Source organism: Frischella perrara (assembly GCF_000807275.1).
Classification (GTDB): domain Bacteria; phylum Pseudomonadota; class Gammaproteobacteria; order Enterobacterales; family Orbaceae; genus Frischella; species Frischella perrara.
This window is the reverse complement of record NZ_CP009056.1, coordinates 2,270,568-2,285,170: the sequence shown is the minus strand read 5'-3', so window position 1 is coordinate 2,285,170 and position 14,603 is coordinate 2,270,568. Positions and strand designations below refer to the sequence as shown.

The 14,603-nt window shown below is 33.4% G+C and carries 10 protein-coding genes and 4 tRNA genes; 11 read left to right on the top strand and 3 right to left on the bottom strand.

Translation table 11 applies throughout. The features are described from left to right. The first annotated feature begins 422 nt into the window (after nucleotides 1-422). Nucleotides 423-1,475, top strand: a complete 1,053-nt coding sequence (locus FPB0191_RS09905; protein ID WP_039105739.1) for a hypothetical protein — start codon at nucleotides 423-425, stop codon at nucleotides 1,473-1,475. A gap of 359 nt (nucleotides 1,476-1,834) precedes the next feature. Here FPB0191_RS09905 and FPB0191_RS09900 read toward each other — a convergent pair whose 3' ends face one another. Next, nucleotides 1,835-3,652: a SurA N-terminal domain-containing protein gene (locus FPB0191_RS09900; RefSeq protein WP_039105737.1), complete on the bottom strand. Its 1,818-nt coding sequence runs from the start codon at nucleotides 3,650-3,652 to the stop codon at nucleotides 1,835-1,837. A 265-nt stretch (nucleotides 3,653-3,917) separates the two neighbouring features. Here FPB0191_RS09900 and rnr point away from each other — a divergent pair, with 265 nt between their 5' ends. After that, nucleotides 3,918-6,266: a ribonuclease R gene (rnr, locus tag FPB0191_RS09895; protein ID WP_202965337.1), complete on the top strand. Its 2,349-nt coding sequence runs from the start codon at nucleotides 3,918-3,920 to the stop codon at nucleotides 6,264-6,266. Nucleotides 6,267-6,273: 7 nt separating this feature from the next. Further along, nucleotides 6,274-7,017 carry a 23S rRNA (guanosine(2251)-2'-O)-methyltransferase RlmB gene (rlmB, locus tag FPB0191_RS09890; RefSeq protein WP_039105732.1) on the top strand — a complete coding sequence of 248 codons (744 nt, stop codon included), beginning with the start codon at nucleotides 6,274-6,276 and terminating at the stop codon, nucleotides 7,015-7,017. Nucleotides 7,018-7,221: 204 nt separating this feature from the next. On the opposite strand, the gene metB is transcribed toward rlmB, so the two are convergent. Next, nucleotides 7,222-8,394 carry a cystathionine gamma-synthase gene (gene metB / locus FPB0191_RS09885; RefSeq protein WP_039105729.1) on the bottom strand — a complete coding sequence of 391 codons (1,173 nt, stop codon included), beginning with the start codon at nucleotides 8,392-8,394 and terminating at the stop codon, nucleotides 7,222-7,224. A gap of 172 nt (nucleotides 8,395-8,566) precedes the next feature. Here metB and metJ point away from each other — a divergent pair, with 172 nt between their 5' ends. The 8 genes from metJ (at nucleotide 8,567) to nusG (ending at nucleotide 12,816) form a co-directional block, all read left to right on the top strand. Next, complete coding sequence (metJ, locus tag FPB0191_RS09880) at nucleotides 8,567-8,884, top strand: met regulon transcriptional regulator MetJ (RefSeq protein ID WP_039105726.1); 318 nt, start codon at nucleotides 8,567-8,569, stop codon at nucleotides 8,882-8,884. Nucleotides 8,885-9,712: 828 nt separating this feature from the next. Continuing rightward, nucleotides 9,713-9,788, top strand: a tRNA-Thr gene (locus tag FPB0191_RS09870). Between the two features lie 42 nt (nucleotides 9,789-9,830). Continuing rightward, nucleotides 9,831-9,915: transfer RNA gene (locus FPB0191_RS09865), tRNA-Tyr, on the top strand. Between the two features lie 189 nt (nucleotides 9,916-10,104). Then, nucleotides 10,105-10,179: transfer RNA gene (locus FPB0191_RS09860), tRNA-Gly, on the top strand. A gap of 2 nt (nucleotides 10,180-10,181) precedes the next feature. Continuing rightward, nucleotides 10,182-10,257: transfer RNA gene (locus tag FPB0191_RS09855), tRNA-Thr, on the top strand. 246 nt (nucleotides 10,258-10,503) lie between these two features. Next, the gene (gene tuf / locus FPB0191_RS09850; protein WP_039105709.1) at nucleotides 10,504-11,688 is read left to right on the top strand and encodes an elongation factor Tu; all 1,185 of its coding nucleotides are present in this window, start codon (nucleotides 10,504-10,506) and stop codon (nucleotides 11,686-11,688) included. A 173-nt stretch (nucleotides 11,689-11,861) separates the two neighbouring features. After that, a complete protein-coding gene (gene secE, locus FPB0191_RS09845; protein ID WP_039105720.1) occupies nucleotides 11,862-12,269 on the top strand; it encodes a preprotein translocase subunit SecE in 408 nt (135 codons plus the stop codon). Between the two features lies 1 nt (nucleotide 12,270). Further along, nucleotides 12,271-12,816 carry a transcription termination/antitermination protein NusG gene (gene nusG, locus FPB0191_RS09840; RefSeq protein WP_039105719.1) on the top strand — a complete coding sequence of 182 codons (546 nt, stop codon included), beginning with the start codon at nucleotides 12,271-12,273 and terminating at the stop codon, nucleotides 12,814-12,816. A gap of 75 nt (nucleotides 12,817-12,891) precedes the next feature. On the opposite strand, the gene FPB0191_RS09835 is transcribed toward nusG, so the two are convergent. Next, nucleotides 12,892-14,178 (bottom strand): NAD(P)/FAD-dependent oxidoreductase, encoded by a 1,287-nt coding sequence (locus FPB0191_RS09835; RefSeq protein ID WP_039105716.1) that lies wholly within the window; start codon nucleotides 14,176-14,178, stop codon nucleotides 12,892-12,894. Nucleotides 14,179-14,603 lie beyond the last annotated feature (425 nt).

Here is a 14,603-nt window from a genome sequence, read left to right as displayed (position 1 = left end):
AGAAAAAATGGTTATCAATAACTATGACTCCTTATATATCATCTTTTAATTTAAGCCATAAACGAGTGAATAAAGCACTAACTAAAAGAAAAATAATGAAATTATGGTGTTTTTTTATTAACCATCAATTAAGTGTCATAAAATAGTATATTATGTAGAGGGTTATAATTCATTCAATAATGTCAACAGGAAATTATATTGATCATAATAATTTGTGAACTTAGATAAAAAATATATTTTTTTATACAAAGTAAATGGTAAAATAACCCCTGTTAGCAATGGTTTGGCGTTGCTAGCAGCTTATAAACCTTGAAGAGAATGTTATCAGCTTGTTTTAAAATAAGTTTATGTAAAGATAAACGGTTCTAACTATAGGTTACAATTCATTAATAGAAAGAAAAATAAAATGAGAAATTAATCTTATGAATAAAATAATATTAAAAAAAGTTGCTTTAGGCTTATTTTTAGCTGGTTATAGCATAAGTGGAGCATATGCCGCTGATACAGTTTCGACTAAAACGGATTATATCTTGGGTCATGCACCATTAGTTAACAGCGCTAATATACAGCCAGATTTTACTAATAACAGTATTGATATTAAAGTATTGAATACTAGTGGTAATCCTATTGCAGCGGGTGAAACGGTAAAAAATGGTTATACAATTCAACTATCTTATAAAATTGCTGACCAAGATGGGGATACTGACCCAAATCTACAAACAGCAAAAACAGTAAGGTTTGCTTATAAGGACAAAGGGGCAAGTAATTATAAATGGGTAGAAGCTGATTCAACTAGTGAGGCTAATGGCGTGGTAACTGTCTCATGGACAATTCCTGCAGCAGCGATTGGTTCGAGAATTTATTATGGCGTTATACCTAATACGAAGTATGGTAATCCGAAGTCAAACCTTCAAGTTTATGGTAACGTATTTAATAGCGGTATGCCGGGTACTCGACCTGAAGGTGAGGGTGGCACGAATCCTACAGATGAAAATACTGGTACAGGTGGTGGTGATACACCAACTCCACCAATTGATATCATTGAGCCGGATACTAATGCATTTGCTATCACTATTTATGAAGCAACAATCAGTGGTGGTGCTGTAACTATGAGCGGTAATTCACTTAGTGCATCCTCTCATCCAGAAGTAGGTAAGACATATGCAGCAAAAGTTACATTAGATGAAAATAATGTAACAAAAGATATAACAACACAATTTGCTATACAATGGTCATTAGTTGATTTTAATGGAGACGCAATCAATGCTGCTAACTCAACGTCAGCAGATGTAGCAGATCTTAAAGCAACTAGTGCAACATACCAAGATGCAACTCGAAATGAAACTGTAACAAATATTGCTTATACCATACCAGTTAATAATCAAGTGATGACTGCTAATAATGCAACCGTAACTGGTTTATATGCAGGGGCACAAGGATTTAAACTGAAAGCAGAAGCAATTCAACGTCCTTAGTTCAGAAGGTCAATTACCTTATAAGGTGATTGATTTATACGATAAGAAACGTCTTTATATGGTGTTTCTTATCGTATATACAAAAATGTTATTAATGGATTGAACCATTTTTATAATAATAACCATTAAATGCTTAATTGACTTTCCTTTTCTACTTATTCTCTTATTAATAATTAGCCCTATTATCTTTGTTATTGTATAAATAATATTGTTATATTCTTAATATCTAGCTGAATTTGCTAAAATTATGATCATTATTTAATGCAATGTAGGTAACTATTTTGAAAAAGATATTTTTTATCAATAAAAAAACCACTCTAATGAGTGGTGTAAAATAGTAATCTATTTGTGTAATTATATTAATTATCGTCCATCATCTCAATTTTTGCATGAGAACGTAGATCATCAATAATATAATCATAGTTAAAGCCCATGTAATCAAGTTGTAACTGATTTGAAATATCGGTTATTTGACCATCTTTTATGCTTGTCAAAACAAATAATCTGGCATTTATATCGTTTTCAATTGTTCCGCCAAAAACCTCACCTGTTTTTGGATCGGGTACAACTGAGAAGATTTTATCAATAGTGTCTTGGTTTAATAATTTATTTGAGTTGTTATTACGACTAAATGTTGCTCGTTGAACAAATTGAACATTTCCAGCAGACTGCTCCTTATTCATTTTAGCAATAATATTTTCGACATCTATTGCAAAATTTTCTTTCTTTTTCTTCGCAATTAAAAAGTCTTTTATATCGTCTTTAACTTCTTCTAAATCTTTAATACCTGGCTCTTGGTAATCGGTCACCTGAATGATAAAGCTACTTTGATATTCGGGTGCATAGATAATATCAGAGATAGTATTAGTTGGCTTACCGTCTTTTATCATAAGATCACTAAAAATGATGTCATGAATGGTAGGAAATCGACCTATAGAATAAAGTTCGTTTTCAGTTGTCCATTTTGATTGAATGACAGGCAACCCGGATGCTTTAGAAATTTCGTCAATAGTAGGCAATTTGGCAGCTTTTTCTAAACGAATCTGTTGTTCATTATAGATTTTATTTGCTTCTTCTGTTTTAAGTAACTCAATTATATTACCCCTAACATAATTTAATGGTAATTTTTGAGCTTCTTTAATTTTATCTAGACGCACAATGTAATATCTACCTGATTGATTTATCGGTTTAGAAATACTGCCTACAGCTGTTAGTTTTTGATTTCCTAATAATGAAACAATTTGATCATCTTTGTTAAACCACCCTAAATCATCCATTTTAACGTTAAGTCTATTTTTAGTTTTCATTGCCATCAGTTTTTTATATTCAGCATTGGCTTTGGCTAATGAATTAAACGATAAAATACTAAAAGACTGTTTAGCTAAAGACATTGTGCCTGGTTTACCATCAGCATAATATTGTTCTACCATACTATTGGAAATCATCACCTTATTTTTTATTTCTGGATAAGGGTTAATAAGATATTCCATTTTTAATCGGGTAGGATGGTTAAAACTTTGCTTATTTTGATTATAATATTCTTTAATTTCCTCATCAGAAACACTAAAATCGCCTTCTACATTTGATAATCCATAATTACTTAAATAAACAGTTCTAGTTTGATTAAATAGAGCGGAAATATCAGAGTCTTTAGGAATAACAAAATTTGTTGAAATTAATGCATCCAATAATTGATTTTTTTTCATCGCTGAACGCAAACCATTTGCGTAAGCATCAGGCGTATAATTTGCTAAAGCAAGTATATTTAAATAACGTTCTTGATTAAATGCACCATTCACGAAAAAAATATCTTGTTGACGAATTTGATTTTTTACTTGTTCATCTGAGATATTAAGATCGAGTGAGTCAGCTAATTCATATGATAAAACATCATTAATTAAGTTAGAAATAATGGATTGACTCAGTTCTTTAATCAATGGATCGTTTTCACTAAGATTTTTCGAATTTTTGAGAGCCATTTGTAATTCTTTCTCATACGCAGCTCGGCTAATACCTTCTCCGTTGATTTTGGCTATGTATAGTTGTTTATCATTTTCTATATTTGGTCCAAAATCTAAAAAACTACCAAATCCAGTAAAAATAAAAGCGACTATAATCAGACCAAATATTATCTTAATGATAAGACTATTGGCTGCGGTACGAAGTTTTTCCATCATATTCCGTTATTCTCCATTGAATAATCTAACTTATTGAAGATTGCTAATTGCAATAAGTGTTTTTAACAACATAATTTTAAATATATAAATTATATCATATCTAATCTGTTTCGCTATTATAGTTAATCATCATCAAATAGGTGATGAAATTTAATGTGCGTTGATGTTGTTAGTAATTTGTTTTGTTTATATCAAAATATAAATAGGCATGGTCTGAGTCAAAATATGTTATGCTAATTATAATTTTATCAAAATGGATAAACCAATGATTATCAAAGATCCTTTCTATGATCGCGAAGCCGAAAAATATGAATCACCGATAGCTAGTCGTGAACATATCATTAATTATTTAGAAAAGATTGCTAAACCAGCTAATTTGGAAAATATAGCTAAAGCTATGTCACTGAGTAATGAACAACAAAAAGAAGCATTACATCGTCGTTTGCGAGCAATGGAACGTGATGGTCAAGTTATATTTACACGTCGTAAACGTTATGCTTTACCAGATAAACTATTAATGGTTAAAGGCATGGTACTTGCTCATCGAGATGGTTATGGATTCTTACGTGTTGAAGGTCAGCCCGAAGATTATTATTTACCGGCTGAAGAAATGAAAAAAGCATTACAAGGCGATATTGTTCTTGCTCAACCTATTTCTAGCCAGTATAAAGGTAAGACTCAAGCTCGGATTGTAAGAGTACTTGAACCACGTAGTAACCAAATTGTCGGGCGCTATTTTATAGAAGAAGGAATAGGTTTTGTTGTTCCTGATGATAATCGGCTAAATTTTGATATCTTAATTACTGAAAAATCAAAAAATACCGTTCGTATGGGAAGCGTTGTCGTCGTTGAATTACTCAAACGGCCAGAACGTAGACAGAAAGCCGTAGGGAAAATTACGGAAATATTGGGTGAGAATATGGGCACAAATTTGTCCATAGAAATAGCGATTCGTAATCACGATATTCCGCATATTTTACCCGTTGAAGTAGAAAAAGCTGTCAATAAATTATCGGAAACAGTTTCAGCACAAGCAAAAAAAGGAAGAGTAGATTTGACATCTCTTCCATTAGTGACAATTGATGGGGAAGATGCTCGTGATTTTGATGATGCGGTTTATTGTGAAAAAAATCGTGGCGGCGGGTACCGATTATGGGTAGCAATCGCTGATGTTAGTTATTATGTTAAACCGAAAACTGCCTTAGATAAAGAAGCTTGTAATAGAGGAACGTCTGTTTATTTCCCATCACGGGTTGTACCTATGTTACCCGAAGTATTATCTAATGGTTTATGTTCATTAAATCCACAAGTTGATCGGCTTTGTTTAGTATGTGAAATGACCATTTCAGTTAAAGGGAATCTAACATCATACAAATTTTATGAAGCTGTTATGAACTCGCATGCTCGACTAACCTATACCAAAGTACACAAAATTTTACATGGGGATCAAGAATTACGAGACCATTATCAACCACTAGTTAAACATTTGGAAAACCTGCATAAATTATATCAAATCTTGGAAAAGAAACGTGATGAGCGTGGCGCAATTAGTTTTGAGTCGGTTGAACCGAAATTTATCTTTAATGCCGATAAACGTATAGAAAGAATCGAAATGGCTGAAAGAAATGATGCTCATAAGATTATTGAAGAGTGTATGATTTTGGCAAATGTTGCTGCTGCTAAATTTGTTGAACGTTCTAAAATACCCTCATTATATCGTGTACATGATAAACCTGATGAAGATCGGTTAAATAATTTGCGTACGACATTAAATGAATTAGGCTTAACACTAGAAGGTGGTTTAAAACCAAATCCGCGTGATATTGCTAGATTAATGACTAAAGTTGCTTCGCGTCCTGATCATGATATGTTACAAACAATGATATTACGTTCAATGAAACAAGCTGTTTATGATCCTGAAAATCGAGGACATTTTGGGTTAGCGCTAGAATCTTATGCCCATTTCACTTCACCAATTCGGCGTTATCCTGATTTGTTACTACACCGTACAATAAAATGGATTTTGGATAATCAAGCACATCGTGAAAGTAAAACCGGTGGTTGTTGTTATAACATGAATGATATGCTTTATTTTGGTGAACATTGTTCAATGACGGAACGTCGAGCCGATGAAGCTGTTAGAGATGTAGTTGACTGGTTAAAATGTGATTTCATGCAAGACCATGTTGGTGAAATTTATGATGGTGTAATTAGTAGTGTAACAAATTTTGGCTTTTTTGTTCGCTTAGATGATCTGTTTATTGATGGTTTAGTTCATGTATCATCTTTAGAGAATGATTATTATATTTACGATGCGACTCGAAACCGTTTAATTGGTGAAAATACCCGATTTAGTTACCGTTTAGGTGATAAGGTTAAAATTAAAGTTGAAGCCGTAAATCCGGAAGAACGAAAAATTGATTTTAGCTTGGTAGACAGCAATAATAAACCTCGTCGTCAAGGAAAAACCGAAAAAGATCGTAATAAGAAACAAAGAACAGCACCTAAACTTGATCAAGATAAACCGATCAAGAAAAAACGTAAGCGTTCCGAAAACAAACCCTTAAAAGGGAAGAAATCCACTAAACAATCAGTAAAAAAGAGAAGAAAGTAATAACCCAATGAGTGAAATAATTTATGGCATTCATGCCTTACAAGCGATTATAGTTCGTTCACCAGAAAAGCTTATACGAGTTTATCTATTAAAAAATCGTGAAGATAAGCGATTAATCTCATTAGTTAATGAGATAGAATCACTTGGTATTGCGATTAAAGTTGTTGACCGTAAATGGTTAGATGACCAAACAAAAGGTGGTGTGCATCAAGGGATTATGGCTGAAATTAAGCCTAGTCAAAATTATCATGAAAATGATATACCTAATTTGATTCATAAAACTTCAACGCCATTTATTCTTATCTTAGATGGTGTAACTGATCCACATAATTTAGGCGCTTGTATAAGAAGTGCTGATGCAGCGGGTGTAGATTTTATTATTGTTCCCAAAGATCGATCTGCACCATTAAATGCAATTGCCAAAAAAGTCGCTTGTGGTGCAGCAGAGAGCGTTCCTGTTATTCGGGTTACAAATCTTGCCCGAACAATGCGGATGCTAAAAGAGGAGCATCAAATTTGGATTGTAGGTACAGCAGGAGAAGCTGACCATTCTTTGTATCAAAGTAAACTTAAGGGATCTTTGGCCATAGTAATGGGTGCAGAGGGTGAGGGAATGCGGCGATTAACAAAAGAACATTGCGATGAATTGGTTAATATTCCAATGGCCGGAATAGTATCATCACTCAATGTTTCTGTCGCAACGGGTATTTGCTTATTTGAAGTAGTCAGACAAAAAAATTGTACAAATTAATATACTATTGAGCAAATTTCTCACTCTAATTATTAGCTAGTCTTTAATGTAATGGGGGGAGGGAAAGTGTTTTAACATTAATATAATATTAATTATATAAATATTAATTCAATACCAAATTTTGAAATACACTTTTATTAATAACTGACCCTCATCATTCTTTAAAAGCAAAATAAGTGGGCATTAACCCACTTATGTGAATGATTATACATATTCTAGCGCCTGAGTTAGATCATAAATTAAATCATTAACATCTTCGAGACCAACTGAAATTCTTAGTAACTGATCGGAAATTCCAGCTGCTTTACGCGCTTCGGCACTGATTCCCGCATGCGTCATTGTCGTTGGATGTGAAATTAGACTTTCTGTACCACCTAATGACTGTGCTAAAGTGAAAATTTTTAATTTTTCAACGAATTGACGAGTTTTTTGAGCATCACCTTTTAACTCAAAACTAAGCAATGAACCATAACCTTTTTGCTGTTTTTTTGCAATATTATGACCAGAAGTCGATTGCAATGAAGGGTGATGGACAGCCGCAATTTTAGGATGATGACACAGAAAATCAACAATTTTCATCGCACTTTCTTGTTGTGCTAGAACTCTCAATGATAATGTTCTTAATCCTCGTTGAAGTAGGTAAGTATCAAAAGATGAATTAGCAGTACCAATATTATTTGACCACCATAACACGTCATCAGCAAGTTTCTGATCTTTAAATACAAGTATTCCTGCCAAAAGATCAGAATGACCATTTAAGAATTTAGTACACGAATGAATAATAATATCAGCACCAAGCGTAAAAGGTTGTTGTAAAATTGGAGTCATAAATGTATTGTCAACGAGAACCAATGCACCTATTTCATGAGCCAATGTAGCTATTTTCTTTATATCCACAACTCTTAATAATGGATTGCTAGGTGTTTCTATCAATATTAATTTGGGTTTGAGTGATAATGCTTCTTTAACTGCCTCATCATCCGATTGATCAATAAATTTAGCTTTAAAATAACCTTTTTGACTTAAACTATTGAATAAACGATAGCTACCACCGTAACAATCATAAGGGGCAATAACCAAATCATTTGGCGATAGTAATGCAACTGATAAAAGATGAATAGCTGACATACCACAATTTGTTAAAATTGCATCAACTCCACCTTCAAGTGCTGCAATGGTTTGTTGAACTGCATCCCGATTAGGCGTTGATTTTCTACCATAATCAAATGATCTCGGTTTGGCAAATTCTTCGAAACGATAACAAGTGGTTAAAGAAATTTTAGGAATGACGGCACCATGCTGGCTATCAGTATTTAGTCCACCTCTTACAGCAATAGTTCTTTGAGAGAGTTCTGGCTGATTGACTACTTTTTTCATGATATTCAACCTTTTTAATAATTATATTTGTTCAATATATAACATAACGATTTAAGACGTCAATATGTCTAGATGTCTAAATATCTTGATGTGTAGATTGCGACAAGTAAAAAAAGACGATAAAATTAACCACATTGATTGTAATATTAATAGTAAATTATGAGGCAACTGTATGATGGAATGGAACGGTGATTATATCAGTCCCTATGCAGAACATGGAAAAAAAAGTGAGCAAGTGAAGAAAATTACTGTATCTATTCCACTTAAAGTATTGAAAATACTAACAGACGAACGAACTAGAAGACAAATCAATAATTTAAGGCATGCTACAAATAGTGAACTTCTATGTGAAGCATTTTTGCATGCTTTTACTGGTCAGCCTTTACCAAGTGATGATGATTTAAATAAAGAACGTGATGATGGTATTCCTAAGCAGGCCAGAGAAATGATGGTAAAACTAGGTATTGATCCTGATACCCTAGAGTATTAATTCAATACTTTCATCCATTTATTACTACTAAAGATTCGATTTAATTAGATATTTTATATATAAATTTGCTTTGCCATTTTTATAATAGGGGCGAACTTTCAATCGTTTTGCTCCTCGTATTTTATGATAATGAATTTAAAGTGGCATCATAACAAACTTCCTAGTTGATATAATCTTCCCCAATATGTTTGTTTTTTTCCATTATGTAATGAAAGTCCTTCTAAAAAACTTTTTTGTTGGACGCCTACCTTATGCCCAACTGAAAAACGTCGCAGTGATTTAATAATCGAATCATTTAGCTTTTCAATACATAGACGTAAATTGGATATATTATTATCCTGTAAATATATATCGACATTATTAATTGTCTTAATAATATTGATTGATGTTTCTATAGGAATAGCAGCAATTCTGATTATGTATATTAATAACACTGGGGATTTATAGTGATATAAGCGTCTATTTTCCGTTTTAAGATAAATATTCCTTTCCTAATTTTAATTACTACACTTTATAGATTTATTAATTTTATTTTAATGCATATTTATGGTGGTTCAAATTGTAGCTATGCTTACCGACCTTATTGCATGATATATTGGATATTTCAAAATAATTTATGATTTGTTAATGAAAAAGTAATAATTTAAAATGAATAAATCCGAATTCTATAATTTATTAGCAAGAATAAAATTTTCAGTATTTGCCTATTTTTATAACGGATAATGGCTATATTTAAACGCTTTTGAGTACTTTTTAATCGACCGAAAAAAAAATTGAAATTAACGCTTGCATTGGCTTTTAAATAAATCTACAATGCGCAGCACTTAGGCCGGCTTAGCTCAGTAGGTAGAGCAACTGACTTGTAATCAGTAGGTCGCCAGTTCGATTCCGGCAGCCGGCACCATTTATCCTAAGTAATGTAGTTAAGAATAAATTATAGTTTTCGGGTGGGGTTCCCGAGCGGCCAAAGGGAGCAGACTGTAAATCTGCCGTGTCACACTTCGAAGGTTCGAATCCTTCCCCCACCACCATCTAATATAGAAAAGATGGTTTATCCGAAATATAATTTAAAAGTGTTATTTAGATAAATACATTTTAGTAAAATAGAATAATAGCCAGTTCTATTTTATGATTATGCAGCTAAGTGCGAAAATTAGTCAGGTCGCGTAAAGTATGCAATATCTAACTATAGAAGCATTTAGGTAGCCAATTTTGAACATGCGGGCATCGTATAATGGCTATTACCTCAGCCTTCCAAGCTGATGATGCGGGTTCGATTCCCGCTGCCCGCTCCAATGCTGATATAGCTCAGTAGGTAGAGCGCACCCTTGGTAAGGGTGAGGTCGGCAGTTCAAATCTGCCTATCAGCACCAATATCTCTTCTTTTAATTTCATACTTATTCGATCAATCAAAACTATTTTTCTTTACTTAAGTAAAAGTGTACTATAAAACTTGTAACAATGTAGTTTTATCTGCTATTATTCAGAGCTGATTTTTTAAGTTTGTATTTTTGTTTTTTTAGGTTTTTGTTGTTTTAGCAATAATTAACTAATTAATAAAAGTACGAGGTTAATGTGGTGATTTTACACCGATTTGTATTACATCAGAGGGACAATTAATGTCTAAAGAAAAATTTGAACGCACAAAACCCCACGTTAACGTAGGTACAATCGGCCACGTTGACCATGGTAAAACAACTTTAACTGCAGCGATCACTTCAGTACTTGCTAAAAAATACGGTGGTCAAGCACGTGCATTCGATCAAATCGATAATGCACCAGAAGAAAAGGCACGTGGTATCACCATCAACACTTCACACGTTGAATATGATACACCAACTCGTCACTACGCACACGTAGACTGCCCGGGCCATGCTGACTATGTTAAAAACATGATCACTGGTGCGGCACAAATGGACGGAGCAATTCTAGTAGTAGCAGCGACCGATGGTCCAATGCCACAAACTCGTGAGCACATTCTTTTAGGTCGTCAAGTAGGTGTACCTTACATCATCGTATTCTTAAACAAATGCGATATGGTAGATGATGAAGAATTATTAGAATTAGTAGAAATGGAAGTACGTGAACTTCTATCTCAATACGATTTCCCAGGTGATGATACACCAGTAATTCGTGGTTCAGCGCTTAAAGCGTTAGAAGGCGATGCAGCATGGGAAGACAAAATTGTTGAATTAGCAGAAGCATTAGATAGCTACATTCCAGAACCAGAGCGTGACATTGATAAACCATTCTTATTACCAATTGAAGACGTATTCTCAATCTCAGGACGTGGTACAGTAGTAACAGGTCGTGTAGAGCGCGGTGTAATCAAAGTTGGTGAAGAAGTTGAAATTGTTGGTATCAAACCGACAACAAAAACGACTTGTACTGGTGTAGAAATGTTCCGTAAATTACTAGATGAAGGCCGTGCAGGTGAAAACGTTGGTGTATTACTACGTGGTACAAAACGTGAAGAAATCGAACGTGGTCAAGTATTAGCGAAACCAGGTTCAATCACTCCACATACAGATTTTGAATCAGAAGTGTATATCTTAAGTAAAGATGAAGGTGGTCGTCATACTCCATTCTTCAAAGGTTACCGTCCACAGTTCTACTTCCGTACAACTGACGTAACAGGTACTATCGAATTACCAGAAGGTGTAGAGATGGTAATGCCAGGTGATAACATTAAGATGACAGTATCATTAATTCACCCAATCGCGATGGCAGAAGGTTTACGTTTTGCTATCCGTGAAGGTGGTCGTACTGTTGGTGCTGGTGTGGTTGCTCGAGTTATTAAGTAATATTCTCATAATCTGATTGAATATTATCAAGAGAGGGTGTCTTAAGATACCCTTTCTTATCTTTTTGAAATTTCATGTAAATAGTTTATTTACTAAAATGTTTTTTCAGTATTACAAGAGCATTTTATGAATTAAATTATTTTCAGAAATAAAAAATAAATAACGGGTTGTATATGCGTACTAATACTAATAGCGAAAAGACTAAAGCGAACGAAACGCTTGATAAAATTAAGTGGACAGTCGTTGTTCTACTTGTTGCTTTCATGGTTTGGGGAAATTTTTATTTTTCAGAACCCAATCCAATCTATCAACCTAATATAGTTATTCGATTAGTTGCTGTGGTTGCGGTTTTTGCTTTGGCATTTGTTACCATGCTGACTACTGAGAAGGGCAAAGCCTTTATCGAATTTGCTAAGGAATCACGATTAGAACTTCGCAAGGTTGTATGGCCAACCAGAAAAGAAACAGTACAAACAACACTGTTAGTTGCTGTTATTACCATTGTGGTCGGTTCGTGTTTATGGGGATTAGATACAATCTTCTATTGGATAATTTCTACTTTAACAGTTTTAGGGCATTAGTATGAGTGAAACACAAAAAAAACGTTGGTACGTTATTCAAGCTTACTCGGGGTATGAGGCGCGTGTTGCTCAATCATTACGTGAATATATTAAATTACATAATATGGAAGACTTTTTTGGTGAAGTTCTTGTACCAACCGAAGAAGTTGTTGAAATGAAAGGCGGTCAACGCCGTAAAAGTGAAAGAAAATTCTTCCCAGGTTATGTTCTTGTTGAAATGGCAATGAATGATGCAACTTGGCATTTAGTCCGCAGTGTCCCTAGAACAATGGGGTTTATCGGTGGAACTTCGGATCGTCCAGCACCTATTAGTCAGCGTGAAGTCGATGCAATTATGAATAGATTGCAACAAATAGGTGATAAACCTCGTCCGAAAACACTATTTGAACCAGGTGAACTTGTGCGTGTTAATGAAGGACCATTTGCTGATTTTAATGGGGTTGTTGAAGAAGTTGATTATGAAAAGAGCCGTTTAAAAGTATCGGTATCTATTTTTGGTCGCTCAACACCAGTAGAATTAGATTTCAGTCAAGTTGAAAAAAGTTAATTTTTAAGTCCAGTTCAAAACAAAAAACCGAGTATTAAACTCGGTTTTTTTTATTTTCAAATATATAGAATTCTATTATTCCATATTAACTTTTGGTCTAACTGAGCTATAAACTTTATTTGCTCTAATTAAACGCAATGTTTTAAATGTACCGTAAATAGATACCTGATGTAATCGGTAAAGCATTTTATAAATGAAAAATGCCAAACAACCTTTCACGCTCATTTGATGTTTTCCAATAGTTGTAACTACACCTTGAGCAGTATGACCAAGAGAAATAATGGTACCTTTATCATTATATTTAAAAGATTTCAGTGATTTATTATTAACTAAAGCAACGATATTTCGATAACAAATAGAGGCCATTTGATGAGCTGCTTGGGCTGTAGCAGGTGTGAAACCACCTTCACGCTTAGCACAGCTTGCGCAGTCGCCTATGGCGAAAATTGTTTGGTCACGAGTAGTTTGTAAAGTTGGGGTAACAACAAGTTGATTAACACGATTTGTTTCTAGTCCGCCAATATCCTTAAGAAAATCAGGCGCTTTTACACCAGCCGTCCATAGCATAATATCTGCTGGAATAGGATCTTGTCCTTCAGGATAGAAATGATTCTCATCAGCTTTAACAATTTTAGTATTTGTTAAAACTTTAGCGCCTAATTTTTCCAGTTTTAATTGGATATTCTTACTAGTATTTTCAGGTAATGCGGGCAAAATTCGATTAGTTGCTTCAATTAGAGTAATATTTAATAAAGAAGATGAGAGGTGTTTATAACCATAATCACCCAAAACATCAACCATATTAAATAATTCTGTTGTCATTTCGACACCTGTAGCACCTGCACCAACAATAGAAATATTAAGCTTATCTTTTTTATCTAATCTAGATGAGATGCGTAAGAAGGTTGATAGAATTGATTTACGGAATTTTTTAGCTGATCCTTGATCATCTAAGAAGATACAATTTTCTTTAACACCCGGTGTACCGAAATCATTTGAAGTACTACCAATTGCCATAACTAAAATATCATATTCAAGATCAGTCTGAGGGAAAATGGTTTGTTGTTGAGAGTCGCACACTTCATTTAACGTAATTTTTTTGTGTTCACGATTAATATCAGTTAAAAAACCTTGTTTAAATGTGAAATGATTTTTTTTGGCTTGTACTAAGTAATCCACATAATCAAGTTCATCGTTTAGTGCACCGGTTGCAATTTCATGTAGCAATGGTTTCCATAAATGATTAGAGTTTTTATCGACTAGTGTAATTTCAGCTTTACCTGTCCTCCCTAACTTTTTGCCTAATTGAGTTGCCAAAGCTAAACCGCCTGCACCACCGCCAACAATCACTATTTTTTTCATCTCTTAATGTACCTTTATGAAATTTTTATAAACTTATTATATTATTGGCAAATATCATACTAAATAAGTCAGGTTTTATCTAATCGATTTAACTCAATATATAATATAGGTGATAACTATTAATCTAATCTTGAAAAATAGTACATGATAGGTATGGTTTTTTTTATAAGTCTCGGATAATATATCATTTACAAATGAAATTTGTTGTGATAAATGATTATTTCATTTCTTTTATCGTTTAAGTTTATTTATAGATTGTAATTATTTCTAAACTTATTTTTTGATAAAAATGTTTGTCAGATAATCTTTGCTGTCTATCTACAATAGTTTGTTTAAATTCATTTTCAATAAGAATAAGAACACTGACTCAATATCTATAAACATATTAGGATATAAATTCAAGTTTCTTATTTATCTTAGTCATA